The sequence below is a fragment of the Cystobacter fuscus genome (genome assembly GCF_044360685.1).
Classification (GTDB): Bacteria; Myxococcota; Myxococcia; order Myxococcales; family Myxococcaceae; genus Cystobacter; species Cystobacter fuscus_C.
The window spans coordinates 591,637-606,304 of the sequence record NZ_CP043491.1 but is presented as its reverse complement, the minus strand read 5'-3'; the positions used below and the strand labels follow the sequence as shown (position 1 = coordinate 606,304).

Sequence of the window (14,668 nt, the reverse complement as noted above, 5' to 3'; positions counted from 1 at the left end):
GTGCCAGCCGCCGGGCTGGAACCTCAACGCCAGTCCGGTGGGGCCAGACGGATGGGCGGCACCTCATAGCCCTCGGGCCCCTGCAGCACCGTCTCGAAACGCGGGTCGTTGAGCGTCACACCGCCCCCCGTCGTGTCCACCCGGGACGGATCCACACCCGCTCCCGGAATGGCGAACTTCTGCCAGGTCGCGATGCCGTACTGGTGCATGTCGTCCACGGCCACCCCGCAGATGGGAAACTCGGCGCCCTCGGGCATGCGGAGACGGTCGAACCGCATGTGGACGCGGTTGGGGCTCATCTCCGCCACACCGAAGATCGTCACGTACAATTCCTTCCCCTTGATCTCCACGAGCATGTCGGCGGAGACGGGACCCGGCTTGATGTTGAGCGCTCCCGCTTCCTCGATGGGCAGGTCCGAGGCCGGAGTCCCCGACGTCGGCGTCAGGAAGGAGGGGTGCTCGTCGGGTTTGATGCCCAGCTTCACCGGCGTGGCACGCGCCTCGGGAGTGCACTGGGAGAGATAGCCCTGGGGGTCGGGCTGCCGGGGCACGGTGGCGCATCCGGCGAGCTGCGCGATGGACGCACCCAGCAAGCCCGTGAGCAGCGCGCACCAGCGCGAGGCAAGAGGCACCGGAGCGGTGTCGGCGGAGGATTCGGGGCGAAGGGAGGAGGGCACGGGCTGCGTTCCTTTCTCGGACGGCACCGGAGGAACCGGTGCGGTGGGCTCCGTGCGAACGCCCGCCTCCCAAAAAGGAGGATGCGCCACGCGGAGGCACATCCACCCTATCCCGAGCACTCCGAGCACCAACGCCAGGGCGGCGAGGCGTCCCAGCCTCGCACCGGTCCGCCCCCGTCCCTTACGAGGCCGCCGCGCCTCCAGAGCGGCGGGAAGACCCTCCTCGGCCGCGTTCAGCAGTTCCATCTCCTCGGGCAGTTCCCGTCCCCACTCACACTCGGACGGCCGCTTCGACGGAGCCCTCCAGACCCCGGTGTCTCCGCCCTCCGCCCGCACCCGTTCCAACACCAACCGGACGGCCTCGGCGTTCGGAGGACGCTTCGCGGGCTCCTTCTCCAGCAGGGACAGCGTCAGCGCCGCCAGGGGCTCGGGAATCGAAGGGTCGAACCGCCGGGGATCCGGCACGGGCGAGGAGGCGATGGCGATGAGCAATCGCGACAACGGCAACCGGCTGCTGAAGGGACGGCACTGCGTGAGGGTCTCGTACAGCAGCACACCAAAGGCATACAGGTCCGCCGAGGGCAGGGCCCGCATGCGCGCGCCGGGCACCCGCGCGTCGGAGAACAGGAAGGAGACGACCTCGGGTGGCTGACAGTAGAGCGTTCCGGGCGCCACCCCCTCCGTCAGGGTCCGCGCCCCGGGCAGGTGCGCCGAGCCGAAGTCGATGAGCAGGGGCTCGCCGTCCGCCTCATGCACCAGGACGTTGTCCGCCTTGAGGTCCCGGTGGCACACGCCTCGCCAGTGCAGCACCTCGAGCGTCCGCGCGAGCGTGCTCAACACCCCCACGGACTCATGGAGCGAGGCGCGCCGACGCCAACGCCAGACATGAAAGGTGTCTCCCGGAACGTACGTCGTGAGGAAGTACGCGTAGCCCGTCCGCGCATCCGGCCACCGGCTCCACTCGAAGACCGGCAACACCAGGGGATGACCCACCATATGATCCATCGAGGCCACCTCGCGGCGCATCCAGGCATCCACCTGATCCGGATCCTCGGCGGACAGGGGCTTGGCGGCCATCTTCAGGGAGAACTGAAGTCCTCCGCGCTCCACCAGGAAGACGAAGGAAAAGCCTCCCACCCCCAACCGGCGCACGATGCGGTAGTCGCGCACGAAGTCTCCCGCGCGCAACTCATGGGGATGCCGGGGTGGGCTCATGGGGGCGTGCTCGGCTCCTTCCGGGACAGCGGTTGAAAGACTCCGGGGGTCTCGGCTTCATCCAACGCCAACTCCACTCCCGAGCTTTCCCCTGGCAGCAGGCCCGTCGCGATGTGCCGCTGGAGGGTCGAACCCGCCACGCCCGAGACCAGACGCACGGGCTCTTCCCACACCTCTCCGTCCTGGAGCGTGACCCGCATCCGGACCTGGGCCAGGGGCCAGGGCGGGACGCCCTTGTTGCCGCCACGCACGGACACCGTGGCGAAGAAGCGCCGTCCCAGCCACAGCACGGAATCGATCCGGCCTCGGGACTTTCGTGCGTCGTACTCCACCACCCGCTGGGGCAGCTCAAGCGTGGCACGGGCCCCGGGCGCGTCGAGCAGGCTCCGGGCCACACCGTCCACCCCGTCCTCGTCGGAACCCGACGCGGCCCGCACCACCTGCACCCGCACGTCCACCTCGTCGCGCCGCATCACCAGCACGAAGCGCAGCGGCTCGGCACCGGGCCTGGTCCTCACGGAGAGTGGCACCTGTTCACCCGGAGCGAGTTCCGCGGAAGGAGAGAGGATCAGCGAGCCCCCGCCCATGTCGATCAGACGCAGCGAGGGATGACCCTGCTCGAAGTCCAGGACCTCGGGCCGCGCGCACTCCGCGAACGACACGAGTGTCGCCACCCCCACCGCCACGTGCAGTTCCAGGGGCGGCACCCGCCCGGGATTCGAGGGACGCACGAGCGTGCGCCGCTGGAGCACGGCCCCTCCCGCTTCGTCCCATGCGGAGGCAGGAGGGGCGGCCAGGATTGACAGGAGAAGCCATGCCCCAGGGCGCACGCCTCGGACAGTACGGGCAGGCCCTCGCGGCGGCAAGAGAAAAACCACTTCTCCGGTCACTCCCTCCGGGATGACCTCCGCCATCCCCTCCGCCCGTTTTCCAACGGACCCGCGCGGCCCGGGTTGCCGCGCGCCCCAGGAGTCAACGATGCTTCATGAGGACGCACCCAAGAGGGGGGAGAAGATCATGCGCGTGAACGTCCAGGGCTCTCGACTCCGTGTCATGGGAGGAGTGCTCCTGTTGCTGCTGCTCGAGGGATGCGCCACGGGCGCCCCACTTCCGGGGCTGCTGGGAAACCGCAAGCCGCGTCCGGCCGCTCGCGAGCGCCCCCCCGTCCAGCCGGAGCGCTCTCCCCGCGAGGCCGTGACCATCTACAAGACCTAGGGCGTCGCGGTGCTCCGCGCGGCGAGCTGGCGCGCCCGCTTCTCCACCGCGCGCACCGTGTCCAGCACGGCGTCCTTCTGTCCCACGCCGGCGAGGAAGCCGGGGATGGAGCCTCCCGGCTCCACGGTGAAGCGGTAGACGTAGCGCACCCGGTCCTCGCCCTGGGGCGTGAAGAGCCAGCTTCCCGAGTTGTGGCGCAAGCGCACCACGCCGCTGCGCTCGGGCAGCGCCTCGTTGTCCGGCGTCCAGCGTTGCAGGAACGTCACCGACCCGTCCTCCGCGTGGCCCTCTTCCTCCACCACCCGCAGGACGTAGTCGCGGTTGGAGATGAGGGGGAAGTCGAGCTGCGTGTACGTCAGGCGCGTGCCGGGCGCTTCCTCCAGGACGCGCGACTCGGTCACATAGGGCATCCACTGGCGGAAGTTCGCGTGGTTGCGCAACGCCGCCTGCACGTGGGGCAGACCCACGGCCATGCTGCCCTCGGCCCACACCTCGCGGCCTCCGGGAATGTCCGGCCGCAGACGCACGCGGATGGACACCGGCCCCGTCGACACCGTCTCCCACTTCTCCTCGGCCACCGCCACCGTCGCCACCGCCCACACCAGGAGCGACACCCCTAGCGAATTCCGCATGTTCATCTCTCCTGATTCGAGTCGGAGCGATTGTCCGCTGTCCCGCCCGCCACCAACACCCACCACGCCAGAAACAGTGACTTTTGTCACGGTCCAGGGCACGAAGTGGCCATGATTGGCCACTTGAAAGCACCCCCACCCGAGCGCGGCCTCTTCTGCAACCGCACCCTCAACCTGAGGGCCATCAAGGCCATCGGGTACGACATGGACTACACGCTCATCCACTACAAGGTGGAGGTCTGGGAGAAGCGTGCGTACGAGTACATGAGGGATCGGCTCGTGGCCCAGGGCTGGCCCGTGGCGCACCTCACGTTCGATCCGGTGCTCGCCATGCGCGGGCTCATCATCGACACCGAGAAGGGCAATCTGCTCAAGGCCAACCGCTTCGGCTTCGTGAAGAAGGCGCTGCACGGCACCCGGCCCATGAGCTTCGAGTCCCAGCGCGACGAGTACATGCGCACCGTCATCGACCTGTCCGAGCGGCGCTGGGTCTTCCTCAACACGCTCTTCTCGCTGTCCGAGGCGTGTCTCTACGCCCAGGTGGTGGACCTGCTGGATGACGGCAAGCTCGAGGGGCCCATGGGCTACAACGACCTCTACGAGCACGTGCGCCAGAGCCTCGACGCCACCCACATGGAGGGCGCGCTCAAGGCGGAGATCATCGCGGACCCCGCGCGCTACGTTCAGGCGGATCCGGACACGCCGCTCGCGCTGTTGGATCAGAAGTCCTCGGGCAAGAAGCTGCTGCTCATCACCAACAGCGAGTGGGCGTACACGCTGCCCATGATGCACGCCGCGTTCGACCCCTACCTGCCCCAGGGCATGACGTGGCGCGAGCTGTTCGACGTGGTCATCGTCAGCGCGCGCAAGCCCGAGTTCTTCACCACGCGCTCCTCGCTCTTCGAGGTGGTGACGGTGGCGGGACAGGAGGGCCTGTTGCGTCCACACTCGGGGCCGCTCAAGCCCGGGGTACCCTACTTCGGCGGCAGCGCGAGCGAGGTGGAGCGCTCGCTGGGCATGAGCGGGGATGAAATCCTCTACGTGGGCGACCACATGTTCGGCGACGTGCACGTGAGCAAGAGCGCGCTGCGCTGGCGCACCGCCCTCATCCTGCGCGAGCTGGAGGACGAGATCCGCGCCATCAGCGCCTTCCGCGCCACCGAGGCGCGGCTCGCCGAGCGCATGCAGCAGAAGGAGCGGCTGGAGGCCGAGGCGTGCCAGGTGCGTCTGGAGTTGCAGCGGCGGCGCCTGGGCTACACCGCGCGCGACGAGTCGATGCCGGGCGATGAGCAGTTGCACGCGCGCTCGCTGGAGCTGCGCGCCCAGCAGGAGGCGCTCGACGCGGAGCTGGGCCCCATGGCGCGCGCCGCGAGCGAGCTGTCCAACCCGGTCTGGGGGCTGCTCACCCGCGCGGGCAACGACAAGAGCCACCTGGCACGCCAGGTGGAGCGCTACGCGGACATCTACACGTCCCGGGTGAGCAACTTCCTCTTCGCCACGCCCTTCGTCTACCTGCGCAGCCCCCGGGGCAGCCTCCCGCACGACCCGAGCACCCCCGGCGGCACGCCCGTCTTCCCCCACCCCACGACGGGAGGAGACACGGGCGGGGCCTGAGGGGCGCTCTTCCGGAGCGTCAGTTCAGGTACACGAGCAGGGCCTGGCCCTGCTCGGCGCCCTCGCGCAGGAAGCTTCGGAGCGTGTCGAAGTCCCCGAGCAGCGACTCCACCGACTCCGCGTCGTCGTTGTCCGACCAGCCCTGCGGGTAGATCTCCAGCTCGTCCATCTTCCTGGCGTTGAAGCGCCGGCGCAGCGACTCGCCGTCGACGCCCTCGAGCGCCCGGGAGATCTCCTTCACCTGCGCGGCGGTGAAGGCGCGCGGAGGGCCGTAGCCGACGTCCTCCTCGCCCACGCGCTGGCCACCCGCGGCGATGAAGTTCAGCGGCGCCGAGCCCTCCCAGGCCGTGCCCGTCAGCAGGAAGTGCAGCCCGTGCCAGTTCTTCTCCAGGGGCAGGTGATCGGCGTTGGAGGCGCCGTCCTCGTCCAGGTCCTCGTCCTCGGGGGGATAGACGATGTCGTTCACCTGCTCGGGAGAGGCGAGCAGGGCGCGGAGTTGGTCGGCGCTCACCCGCCGGAGGTTTCCTTGGATGCTCATGGGCGGGGAGAATCCCCCAAGATCCACCCCGGAGCCAGCGGACACTGGGTAGGCTGGCGGCGCCCGTGCCCCCCACGCCTCCATTGCTCGATGACATGCTCGTCTTCGCCGAGGTGGCGGACACGGGGAGCCTCACCGCGGCGGCGGCGCGGCTGGGCCTGCGCAAGTCCACGGTGAGCCGGCGGCTGGCGGCCCTGGAGGAGCGCCTGGGCACACGCCTGCTGGAGCGCAACACGCGGCGGCTGCGGCTCACGGAAGCGGGGCGCGAGTACCACGCGCACTGCGCGCGGCTCGTCGCCGAGGCCCGCGCGGTGAACCAGGCGATGAGCGAGGCGCGCGACATCCCCCGGGGCACGTTGCGCGTGGCCACGTTCTCGCTGCTCGGCGAGCTGCTCACGCCCGTCATCGCCGACTTCCTCTTGCGCCACCCCCAGGTGCGCGTGGAGGTGTCCCTGGCGCCCGCCCACGTGGACCTCGTGGCCGAGGCGTATGACGTCGCCCTGCGCACCGGGCCGCTCGTGGACTCGGCCCTGGTGGCGCGCCGGCTCGGCCACGTGCGCACCGGCTATTACGCGAGCCCCGCCTACCTCGGCCGGCGCGGCACGCCCCGCACGCCCGAGGAGCTCGCCCACCACGAGTGCGTGCTGGTGGCGGAGCCGGGCACGGACGAGGTGTGGTTCTTCACGGGCCCGGGCGGCGCGCGCACCGTGCCGGTGACGGGCCGGTTGCAGGTGCCCAGCGTGCGCGCGGGCCACGCCGCGGCCCGGGCCGGGCTCGGGCTGGTGCGCCTGCCCACCGTGCTCGTCGCGGAGGACGTGCGCGCCGGCGCGCTCGTGCCGGTGCTGGAGGCGGTGTCACCCCCGGGCCTCGCGCTCTACGCCGTCCATCCCAGCCGTCAGCGGATACCCGCCAAGGTGAAGGTCTTCCTCGAGGCCCTCACCCGGGGCGGCCCGGGACTGCCCTGGGAGGATGGGCCCGGGTAGACGGGCCCCGGTAGGGGGCTCTTCACGCAACAATCCGTCGCGCGCCGGGCCCTCGTCCCCGCCCGGCCCCACCGCTATCTCTCTTCCCACACCACACACGAGGGAGAAGACCATGGCGGGAGACATCATCGACGTGAGGGACGCGGAGTTCGGCGGGCAGGTGCTGCGGGCGGACGGGCCGGTGCTGGTGGACTTCACCGCCTCCTGGTGCGCCCCGTGCCGCGCCCTCACCCCGGCGCTGGAGGCCCTGGCCACCGCGAACAAGGACCGGATGAAGGTGACGCGGCTGGACATCGACGAGAACCCGGAGACGGCCCAGGCGTATGGCATCCGCTCCGTGCCCACCCTGCTCCTCTTCAAGCAGGGCCGGGTGGTGGGACAGATCGTCGGTGCCCAGCCCCGGCAGAAGCTGGAGGGCGCCGTGGAGAAGTTCCTCCAGGCGCCCTGAGGCCCCCGCCGGGGCGCGCTCCCGAGGCGCGCTACTGGGTGCGCCGCCACAGGTAGTGCAGGTCCCAGGACAGGCTGCGCTCCACGTCCTGGCACTCGCCCTCGGAGAGGAAGCCGCGCAGGGTCTGGAAGACGGTGCGCACCAGGGGCTCCACGGCGGAGACGTCCAGGCGCAGCTCCCGCGCCACGCTCGTGAACAGGGCCTCCTGGCCCCCGATGGGCTCCGGCGAGGCCTTGCCCGCGTCCCGGGCGGGGAGGAACTCCACCAGCTTGCGCATCAGGTGGCCCTGTGGCTCCTGGTCCTCGTCCAGCTCGAGGTTGCGCAACAGGGCGGTGACGACCGAGACGGCCGCGCACTCGGCCAGGCCCGGGTCCAGGCGTCCATCCTGGACGAGGGACGTGGTGAAGGCGGCGGAGGAAGGCCCGGGACGGGAGGGGGGACGCTTGTCACCACGGCTCAGGGGATTGCCCGGTGGGGTGTCAGACACGTGACGCTCCTCGCGAAAGGGTGTCTGGAGAAGGTGCTCATTCCGGCCGCGAAGGGGGCGGGGCCGGGGCGCACCGGGGCCTGGGGGGAGCCAGGCCGCCTGGGCGGCGGGCAGGCCACCTCGATGATCAGCAAGTCATGTCAGACTCGGTTAGTATGAAGGACGCCGTGAGCTACTCGACCAACGGCGCGTTGAGCATCCTGGGGCAGGGCAACCTTCTCGGGGAGAATCATCTCATGCCTGTCCTCAATGGGGGCGGACGGAAGAAGCGGGCCCGGAAGCAGGAGGCCACCCCGAAGCCGGGGTTCGCGGCCGCCCTGAAGCTCGTGGTGCAACTGGGCCGCGAGAAGGAAAAGGAAGTGGGGAAGACGGCGCTCTCGCGCTGCCCCCGCTGTGGCCACGTGGGTCCCACCGAGCAGGACTTCGGCACGCGGGTCATCCGCGGCGAGCGCCGTCCCCAGTCGTGGTGCCGCAGTTGCCGCAAGGTGAACCTGCCGCCCCTCAAGGCCCTGCCCCACGCCGCCAACCGCAAGGTGAAGGCGACGCTCGTGGAGACGGCCAACGAGAAGCCCGAGCGCTCGCGCAACACGCCCAAGCCCGCCCCCGTCCAGGACGGCTGGCTCTTCCCGCCCGACGCGCTCGGCAAGCGCAAGCGCCGCAAGTCCTGACGGGACGCTCCCCCGCGAGCGGCCGTTCAGGCCCCCCGGTGCTTCTCCCCCGGGGTGACACCGCCGTGCCTCACGCCCCACCTTGTCCTGAAGTCCATGCTCAGTCCAAGGGAGCGCACATGGCAGTTCGAACGGATATCGTGGGCATCAAGAACCGGCGGCAGGTGGGCGTGCACGCCGCGCAACCCAGTCCGCAGGCGAGCAAAGGCAGAGCCATCCCCTTCCATGATGAGATTCCCCTCTTGCGCCGGGAGCGGCTGCTGGAGCGGGTGACGCTGGGACCCGCCGCCGAGCCCCGCCACCCGAAGACGCCCCGGTTGGCGACCTCGGTGAACGGGCGCAAGAAGCCGCCCAGCCAGATGCACATCCGCCGCAGTGGCGGGTAGACGACGCCCTCCCAACGCAACAAATCGGGACGTGGGGCGGAGGCGGTCTATGTTGGGGAGAGAATGAGCGACACGCTGTTCTCCTCCGACGTCGAGACCGCCGACACCCTCCACCTGGGGCGGCAGTGGCTGGGCGATCTGCTGGATCTGGCCCTCTCGCTGCTCTTGGGGTGGGGGTTGCTGCGCGCCTTGGACGTGACCCGGACGCCCGGACGGCTCATCGCCGTCACGGCGGGCGTGTGGTGCGTGGTGTGTCTCGTGGGAGGGTTGAGCGGGTGGACACTGGGACAGGCCCTGGTGGGCCTGCGGTTGGGGCGGGGCGACGGTGTGCCCGGGGCCTCGCGCGGAGCGGCCCGGGCCCCCCTGGCGCTGGTGGACCTGCTCGTCTCGCCCATCCTCCAGCGCCGCGTCTTCGATAGGACGCTCGGGCTCGAGGCGAAGTCGGTGCCGCCCTGGCGCGGGGGGCTGCCGTGGAAGGCGGCCTGGCTGGTGCTGGCGCTGGCCGCGGTGTGGTTCATGGTGGCGCCCACCCGGACCGAGACCCTTCGCTACCTGAAGACCCTGGATGGGTGGCGGTGCTGCCATGGACGGGCGACGCCCTCGCCCTCGCGGTGCGAGAACGCGGTGTCCCGCGCGGTGCGCGAGGCGGCGGGTGGAGACACCCAGGCCCAGGCCGTGGTGGCGGATTGTCCCACGGCCGCGGCGGCCATGGGCCGCTGAGGGGCAAGCGTCCTCCGAGGGAGCGGGAAGGCGGAGGATGAAAAACCGCCGGGCGGTCCCTACCTCCATGGAAGGAGGCAGCCATGGCCGTCAGAACTCGAATGGCAGGAACGAAGAATCCGCGGCGGATGACGAGCGTCGACGAGGCGCAGACCAACCGGCAGGCGACGAATGGGAAGAAGACCGTTCCGCGTGATCAGGCCGCGGCGCTGCGCCGGCAGAAGTTGATGCGCAAGGCGACCCCGGGGCCCGCCATGACGGAGCCGGTGGGACACGGCCCCGCCACCACCGAGGTCCGGCCCACCCAGAGGACCGTCACCCGGCGCAAGATGAAGCGCGGCAACGCCCAGTAGCCCGCCGCGCTCGCGGGAGCAGCCCCCGGCGGAGGTACAGCCACGTGGCGAGTGCTCCCAGCGCCAGCGCTCCCGGGCCCGGCGCGCCCGTGCAGCCCGGGGGGAGTTCCTCCCCCGAGGTGGGCTCGGAAGGGGGCCCGGAAACGGGCTCCGCGCACGGGGTGAAGCAACGGCACATGTCATCGCCCTCGGGCTCCAGACGCGCGCACACGCCCCCGGCTCCGCACTGGGCGTCCTCGGCGCACGAGGCGCCGTAGTCTCCCGGTTGAAGCGCGGGCAGGAAGCAGCGGCGCGACGCGTCCGCCGTCTCGGCGCAGGCGAGGCCCGCGGGGCAGTCCGCGTCACGCGTGCACGTTCGCGTGCAGAGGGCGTCCAGGGCGAGCCCCGGGCCGGGCGGCTCCGGGCGCTCGTCGAGGAAGGGCTGGAGGAAGGAGTCGCGCACCGCATCCACCCGCAGGTTGACGGCCTCCTTCTGGCAGGCGAAGTCGCCGCTCACGGTGACACCCGCGAGCACCTCGCCGCCCTCCGCGTCCCGCACCAGCACGGGCCCGCCGCTGTCGCCCACGCAGCTCATCGCGGGATCCGGCCCGGCGAGGAAGACGTCCGGCCGCACCTGCGTCACGCGCAGTCCACCCTGGCGCCTCACGCCCGGCGGCGCGCCGTCCCGCGTGTCACCAAAGCCCACCACGCGCGCGGCCCCGTCCGGCATCAGCACGTCCTCGCCCGGGCCGGCAAGCCGCAAGGGAGCCACCTCCACCGCGACCGCCAGACGCAGCAGGGCCACGTCGTGGGCATGGGTCTCCCGCTCATAATCCGGGTGCCGCACCGCGCGCGCCACCCGGACGAAGCGCCCCTCGGTGCGCGTCTCCGGCAACAACCGCGCTCCGAAGAAGACTTCGTAGGCGCCCTCCGGACCGAAGACATCCAGGCAGTGCGCCGCCGTCAGCACCACGTCCGGGGCAATGAGTGCCCCCGAGCACAGCAGCGTCAGGGACTCCCCCGCGCAGCGCACCCGCCGGGCCACCAGCGCCACCACCGCCCCATCCCCGGGTGCCTCCGTGCCTCCCACCACCGCGTCCCCCCGAGAGGCCGGAGGCCCGTCCACATCAGAAGAAACAGGCGCGCAGGCTCCGAGGCTCGCCATCCACAGCCCCCCCCACGTGGCAAGTCCGCGGAGCCTGCCCCCCCTCACCGCGCCTGCTCCTCCTGACGGGCCGCGTCCGCCACCACCGCCGTCTCCTCACGCAGCGAGCCCAACCTCGCCCGGTGACGCGCGAGCTGCACCACCAGCCGCCGCGACTCCGCCTCATCCCCTCGCGCGCTCGCGGCCTGGCGCTCCGCCTCCAGCCGCTCCACGTCCCGATCCAGCAGCTCCGTGATGCGCACCAGCTTCCCGTGGCGCCACGCCGCCGTCTGGGGCTGCTCCGGCTCGATGGGATCATTCTCCTGGGGTGGGGAAGCCGCGTCCCCGGACTCCGGCGGCGACTCCTCCCTCGCCGCGAACTCCTGACTCGCCGTGGAGGCCGGACCCGCCGCCACGCTGGACGGGGCGGACGGAGGCGGCTCGGACGGCCCGGGCACGGAGGAAGCGGCGGCGGCAGCGGAAGGCACCGCCGCGGACGGCTCCGGGGACGGAGCGGAAGAGACGTCCCGGAGCGCCCACGACAGCATGCCTCCCAACACCAGACACGCGGCGAGCGGAACAACGACACGGAAGCGGGGATTCATCGCACGATCCTTCTTATCTACAGACGCAGCTTCCAACCCTCGGGGTGGCGCTCCACGCGCAGCAGCATCGGCTGCTCGCGCACCCGTCCATCCCGAGCCACGCGCGCACGCACCATCACCGCGTCCGCGTCGCGTCCATCCAGATTCACGTCCAGCACCTCCACCAGGGAGAAGCCGTGCGCGATCAAGTCCGCCACCTGCTCCTGGCAGGAGGAACCGCCCTCCCCGGCGAGCATCGGCCCGAGCACCGCGCAGTCCCCCGAGGGCAGCTCGGAGAAGAAGCGCCGCACGGTCTCACGCGCGGCCTCCGTCTTGCTCGCCGTCGAGGGGGCACAACCCACCAGTGCCCCCACGAGCAATGCCAAACCTGGTCGCCGCATCGTCAGTAGCAGTCCGGAGCGTACAGCTCGTCATCACTCGCGGAGGTGAACTGGTCATCGCAGTAGGCACTGGCCAGCGCATGGCCGTTGCGCACGCAGCCGTCATGGTTGGTGGCATCCACCGTGTACTGGGTGTCTCCGCCACAACCCCCGCCGCAGCGGCCGAAGCAGTTGCCCCGCACCTTCGGACGGCTCCAGTGGTCGGGCTCGCCGCACACCCAGCTGCCGTTGCTCAGGTACAGCTCGTCCCCGCTGCACGTCCCGTGGTCACCGAGCTGGGCGATCTGCTGGTTGCCCGTCAGATCGAAGCCGCCATGCTGGCAGTCGTGCTTCGCGTACGAGTACCAGTTGTAGGTGGAGCAGCTGCCCGTGTAGTAGCCGCCGCACTTGGCGTAGCTGCACAGCATCGTGTAGCCCCGGCCCTGCTCGCCCATCACCGTGCGCTGCAGTTGCACCGACCCCGGGTGCTCGGCCCACAGGCCCACCGCGCGCCGCAGGTACTTCAGCTCGGGCGAGAGGGCGGTGCCCGCCGGCAGCTCCGCGTTGAGCGCCGCGTACAGAGCCGTGAGCAGCTCCCGGTCCCCGTCCAGCATCTGCGTGTCCTGGCCACTGTCCTCCGCGAAGCCATCCAGTGACGACACACCGTTGGCCGTGTCCACCAGGCCCGTGAGCGTCATGCCGTTGTGCCGCACCTCGAGGCGGAAGACACCCGGCTCCACCTGCTTCGAGGAGAAGAAGGCCTCCACCCCCCCGTGCGCGAAACGGCCCGAGGCGCTCTCCTGCCCCCGCGTCAGCGACAGCCCTTCCGCCGCACCGACCTGCTGCTCGGAAGTCCCCCCCTCCCCCATCTGCCCACCACAACCGCTCAACATCACCGCGACGGCTGCACCCAAGAAGTTACGCATGTGCTCACACCCCTCCCGCCCGTTTTCCTAGAAAACGAGAGTGAGCCAGTAGTACGAGAATTGTCCGGTTTCGGGCAAGTCGGGTCGCGTCACGTACTCACGGTGCCGCCCAGCGGAACAGGGGCAGCTCCGGCCCGGCGGCCCGCGTGAGTCCCGGCACCGGCTCGGGGAGGGACTCGTGGGCACCGAGCACGAGCAGACCCCCGGGGAGAAGCCGCGTGAGCAGCCGCGCCAACACCTCCCGCTGCACGGGGGGCGCGAAGTAGGTGAAGGCCACGTTGCGGCAGAGCACCAGGTGGAAGGGCCCCTCGGGCATGTGCTCGCGCAGATCCTCCCGGCGGAAGTCGAGGCCCTCGCGGTACTCGGGCCGCAGACAGTCCTCGTCCCCGAGCGCGGTGAAGGCCTCGTGCCGCCACGCGGCGGGCAGCTCGCGCAGCGTGGCGCGCCGGTAGCAACCCCGCCGGGCGCGCTCCAGGAGCGAGGCGTCCGCGTCCGTGGCCACCAGCTCCAGGCGGAAGTCCGGGAAGCGCGGCGCGAGCCCCCGCCGGAAGAGGACGGACACGCTGTAGGGCTCCTCGCCACTGGCGCACCCCGCGCTCCAGACACGCAAACAGGACTGCCCCCGGGCACGCGCGGACACCAGCACCTGGGGCAGCAGTGGCTCGTGCAGCGCGTCGAAGAGGGCCGAGTCCCGGTAGAAGCGGGAGATGGTGACGCGGCACAGCGCATCCAACACGGCCCGCTCGGAGGGCTCCGCCTCCAGCCGCGCGACATAGGCGTCCAGGCCGGACAGCCCGAGCGCCTTCATCCTCCGGCCCACGCGCTTGCACACCTGGGCGCGCACCCGGCGGAAGCCCTCCTCGCGCAGCCCCAGGCGCGGCGCGGCCCACCGCAGCAACTCCCGGCACTCGGCGTCCGTCATCCGGGCCTCGGCCTCACTCGCGCGCCGAGAGCACTTCCAGCAACCGCGTGGGAGTCCCGGGGAGCCACGGCCGGACGGAGACCAGCGAGGGGGTCGTTCGAAGTGTCCAAGGTCGACTCGGGTCAAGAGCGAGGCGCTAGGGTGTTCCCATCCTCGGAGTGCATCCTTGCCATGAATCGCCCCTCCACCTGAAGTGGGAGGAGCCCCTGGAGTCCGACATGCCCCTGTTCCGTTCCCCCCTGCTCGCCCTGTCCCTGGGCTACCTGGCCTGGGCCACCCTCGGGTGTGGCGGCGAGAGCGAGGCCGCGCCCAAGGCCCCCGCCCGGACCGCCACCACCCCGCTGGCCACGGAGATGATCGCCGCGCACAACGAAGCGCGCCGGGCGGCGAAGCCCACTCCCCAGCCCGCGCTGCCCGCGCTGACCTGGTCGGAGGACGCCGCCCAGGTGGCTCAGGCGTACGCGAAGCAGTGCAAGTTCGAGCACAACGCCAGGCGCGGCCCCTACGGAGAGAACCTCGCGGCGGCGGCGCCTCCGGGCTCGAAGACGAACGCCCAGATCGTGGCCGACTGGGTGGGCGAATCCGCCGACTACACCTACTCGACCAACAAGTGCGCGCCGGGCAAGGTGTGCGGCCACTACACCCAGGTGGTGTGGCGCAAGAGCACGCAGGTGGGGTGCGCGACGGTCACCTGCACGAAGAACTCGCCCTTCGGCGCGCAGTTCCCCAAGTGGCAGCTCTGGGTGTGCAACTACTCGCCCCCGGGCAACATCGTGGGACAGAAGCCGTACTAAGAC

The 14,668-nt window shown here is 71.0% G+C and carries 19 protein-coding genes; 9 read left to right on the top strand and 10 right to left on the bottom strand.

Features of this window, described 5'->3' with window-relative positions; translation table 11 throughout:
- Positions 1-23: 23 nt before the first annotated feature.
- Both F0U63_RS02530 and F0U63_RS02525 read right to left on the bottom strand, forming a co-directional pair.
- Positions 24-1,892, bottom strand: a complete 1,869-nt coding sequence (locus F0U63_RS02530; RefSeq protein ID WP_395843301.1) for a serine/threonine protein kinase — start codon at positions 1,890-1,892, stop codon at positions 24-26.
- The gene (locus tag F0U63_RS02525) at positions 1,889-2,806 is read right to left on the bottom strand and encodes a DUF2381 family protein (RefSeq protein WP_395843299.1); all 918 of its coding nucleotides are present in this window, start codon (positions 2,804-2,806) and stop codon (positions 1,889-1,891) included. Before F0U63_RS02525 ends, F0U63_RS02530 begins: the two co-directional genes overlap by 4 nt.
- Before the next feature lie 103 nt (positions 2,807-2,909).
- On the opposite strand from F0U63_RS02525, the gene F0U63_RS02520 reads away from it, so the two are divergent.
- Positions 2,910-3,107: a hypothetical protein gene (locus F0U63_RS02520; protein ID WP_395843297.1), complete on the top strand. Its 198-nt coding sequence runs from the start codon at positions 2,910-2,912 to the stop codon at positions 3,105-3,107.
- Here the strand turns inward: F0U63_RS02520 and F0U63_RS02515 are convergent.
- Entirely contained in the window at positions 3,104-3,739 is a 636-nt protein-coding gene (locus F0U63_RS02515) for an SRPBCC family protein (RefSeq protein WP_395843295.1), read from the bottom strand. The genes F0U63_RS02520 and F0U63_RS02515 overlap by 4 nt on opposite strands.
- 111 nt (positions 3,740-3,850) lie before the next feature.
- Between F0U63_RS02515 and F0U63_RS02510 the strand changes: the two genes are divergently transcribed.
- Positions 3,851-5,353 (top strand): HAD-IG family 5'-nucleotidase, encoded by a 1,503-nt coding sequence (locus tag F0U63_RS02510; protein WP_395843293.1) that lies wholly within the window; start codon positions 3,851-3,853, stop codon positions 5,351-5,353.
- A gap of 19 nt (positions 5,354-5,372) precedes the next feature.
- Here F0U63_RS02510 and F0U63_RS02505 read toward each other — a convergent pair whose 3' ends face one another.
- Positions 5,373-5,891, bottom strand: coding sequence for a YfbM family protein (locus tag F0U63_RS02505; RefSeq protein ID WP_395843291.1), 519 nt, complete (start codon positions 5,889-5,891; stop codon positions 5,373-5,375).
- A gap of 65 nt (positions 5,892-5,956) precedes the next feature.
- Between F0U63_RS02505 and F0U63_RS02500 the strand changes: the two genes are divergently transcribed.
- Both F0U63_RS02500 and trxA read left to right on the top strand, forming a co-directional pair.
- Positions 5,957-6,874 (top strand): LysR family transcriptional regulator, encoded by a 918-nt coding sequence (locus F0U63_RS02500; protein WP_395843289.1) that lies wholly within the window; start codon positions 5,957-5,959, stop codon positions 6,872-6,874.
- Between the two features lie 112 nt (positions 6,875-6,986).
- A complete protein-coding gene (gene trxA, locus F0U63_RS02495) occupies positions 6,987-7,322 on the top strand; it encodes a thioredoxin (protein ID WP_395843287.1) in 336 nt (111 codons plus the stop codon).
- Positions 7,323-7,353: 31 nt separating this feature from the next.
- Here trxA and F0U63_RS02490 read toward each other — a convergent pair whose 3' ends face one another.
- Positions 7,354-7,809, bottom strand: a complete 456-nt coding sequence (locus F0U63_RS02490; RefSeq protein ID WP_395843285.1) for a DUF2267 domain-containing protein — start codon at positions 7,807-7,809, stop codon at positions 7,354-7,356.
- Positions 7,810-7,976: 167 nt separating this feature from the next.
- On the opposite strand from F0U63_RS02490, the gene F0U63_RS02485 reads away from it, so the two are divergent.
- From F0U63_RS02485 to F0U63_RS02470, 4 genes are all read left to right on the top strand, one after another.
- A complete protein-coding gene (locus tag F0U63_RS02485; protein ID WP_395843283.1) occupies positions 7,977-8,477 on the top strand; it encodes a hypothetical protein in 501 nt (166 codons plus the stop codon).
- Between the two features lie 119 nt (positions 8,478-8,596).
- Positions 8,597-8,863, top strand: a complete 267-nt coding sequence (locus tag F0U63_RS02480) for a hypothetical protein (protein ID WP_395843281.1) — start codon at positions 8,597-8,599, stop codon at positions 8,861-8,863.
- Between the two features lie 63 nt (positions 8,864-8,926).
- The gene (locus F0U63_RS02475) at positions 8,927-9,583 is read left to right on the top strand and encodes a hypothetical protein (RefSeq protein WP_395843279.1); all 657 of its coding nucleotides are present in this window, start codon (positions 8,927-8,929) and stop codon (positions 9,581-9,583) included.
- Between the two features lie 83 nt (positions 9,584-9,666).
- A complete protein-coding gene (locus F0U63_RS02470; RefSeq protein WP_395843277.1) occupies positions 9,667-9,936 on the top strand; it encodes a hypothetical protein in 270 nt (89 codons plus the stop codon).
- Here F0U63_RS02470 and F0U63_RS02465 read toward each other — a convergent pair.
- The 5 genes from F0U63_RS02465 to F0U63_RS02445 all read right to left on the bottom strand — a co-directional run bounded on the left by F0U63_RS02465 (position 9,899) and on the right by F0U63_RS02445 (position 13,871).
- Positions 9,899-11,080, bottom strand: coding sequence for a S1 family peptidase (locus F0U63_RS02465; protein WP_395843275.1), 1,182 nt, complete (start codon positions 11,078-11,080; stop codon positions 9,899-9,901). The two genes, F0U63_RS02470 and F0U63_RS02465, sit on opposite strands and share 38 nt — an antisense overlap.
- Before the next feature lie 44 nt (positions 11,081-11,124).
- Positions 11,125-11,664 (bottom strand): hypothetical protein, encoded by a 540-nt coding sequence (locus F0U63_RS02460; protein WP_395843273.1) that lies wholly within the window; start codon positions 11,662-11,664, stop codon positions 11,125-11,127.
- Between the two features lie 17 nt (positions 11,665-11,681).
- Entirely contained in the window at positions 11,682-12,029 is a 348-nt protein-coding gene (locus F0U63_RS02455) for a hypothetical protein (RefSeq protein ID WP_395843271.1), read from the bottom strand.
- 17 nt (positions 12,030-12,046) lie between these two features.
- Positions 12,047-12,949 (bottom strand): hypothetical protein, encoded by a 903-nt coding sequence (locus F0U63_RS02450; protein WP_395843269.1) that lies wholly within the window; start codon positions 12,947-12,949, stop codon positions 12,047-12,049.
- Positions 12,950-13,046: 97 nt separating this feature from the next.
- Positions 13,047-13,871: a CheR family methyltransferase gene (locus F0U63_RS02445; RefSeq protein WP_395843267.1), complete on the bottom strand. Its 825-nt coding sequence runs from the start codon at positions 13,869-13,871 to the stop codon at positions 13,047-13,049.
- A 218-nt stretch (positions 13,872-14,089) separates the two neighbouring features.
- On the opposite strand from F0U63_RS02445, the gene F0U63_RS02440 reads away from it, so the two are divergent.
- Positions 14,090-14,665: a CAP domain-containing protein gene (locus tag F0U63_RS02440; protein WP_395843265.1), complete on the top strand. Its 576-nt coding sequence runs from the start codon at positions 14,090-14,092 to the stop codon at positions 14,663-14,665.
- Positions 14,666-14,668: the final 3 nt, after the last annotated feature.

Excerpts from the sequence above, each read along its gene's own strand:
- F0U63_RS02480 (WP_395843281.1), top strand. The coding sequence starts at position 8,597 with ATGGCAGTTCGAACGGATATCGTGGGCATCAAGAACCGGCGGCAGGTG.
- F0U63_RS02520 (WP_395843297.1), top strand. The coding sequence starts at position 2,910 with ATGCGCGTGAACGTCCAGGGCTCTCGACTCCGTGTCATGGGAGGAGTG.
- F0U63_RS02445 (WP_395843267.1), bottom strand. The coding sequence starts at position 13,871 with ATGACGGACGCCGAGTGCCGGGAGTTGCTGCGGTGGGCCGCGCCGCGC.
- F0U63_RS02460 (WP_395843273.1), bottom strand. The coding sequence starts at position 11,664 with ATGAATCCCCGCTTCCGTGTCGTTGTTCCGCTCGCCGCGTGTCTGGTG.
- F0U63_RS02465 (WP_395843275.1), bottom strand. The coding sequence starts at position 11,080 with ATGGCGAGCCTCGGAGCCTGCGCGCCTGTTTCTTCTGATGTGGACGGG.
- F0U63_RS02470 (WP_395843277.1), top strand. The coding sequence starts at position 9,667 with ATGGCCGTCAGAACTCGAATGGCAGGAACGAAGAATCCGCGGCGGATG.
- F0U63_RS02510 (WP_395843293.1), top strand. The coding sequence starts at position 3,851 with ATGATTGGCCACTTGAAAGCACCCCCACCCGAGCGCGGCCTCTTCTGC.
- F0U63_RS02505 (WP_395843291.1), bottom strand. The coding sequence starts at position 5,891 with ATGAGCATCCAAGGAAACCTCCGGCGGGTGAGCGCCGACCAACTCCGC.
- F0U63_RS02515 (WP_395843295.1), bottom strand. The coding sequence starts at position 3,739 with ATGCGGAATTCGCTAGGGGTGTCGCTCCTGGTGTGGGCGGTGGCGACG.
- F0U63_RS02475 (WP_395843279.1), top strand. The coding sequence starts at position 8,927 with ATGAGCGACACGCTGTTCTCCTCCGACGTCGAGACCGCCGACACCCTC.
- F0U63_RS02450 (WP_395843269.1), bottom strand. The coding sequence starts at position 12,949 with ATGCGTAACTTCTTGGGTGCAGCCGTCGCGGTGATGTTGAGCGGTTGT.
- F0U63_RS02530 (WP_395843301.1), bottom strand. The coding sequence starts at position 1,892 with ATGAGCCCACCCCGGCATCCCCATGAGTTGCGCGCGGGAGACTTCGTG.
- F0U63_RS02440 (WP_395843265.1), top strand. The coding sequence starts at position 14,090 with ATGCCCCTGTTCCGTTCCCCCCTGCTCGCCCTGTCCCTGGGCTACCTG.
- trxA (WP_395843287.1), top strand. The coding sequence starts at position 6,987 with ATGGCGGGAGACATCATCGACGTGAGGGACGCGGAGTTCGGCGGGCAG.
- F0U63_RS02525 (WP_395843299.1), bottom strand. The coding sequence starts at position 2,806 with ATGGCGGAGGTCATCCCGGAGGGAGTGACCGGAGAAGTGGTTTTTCTC.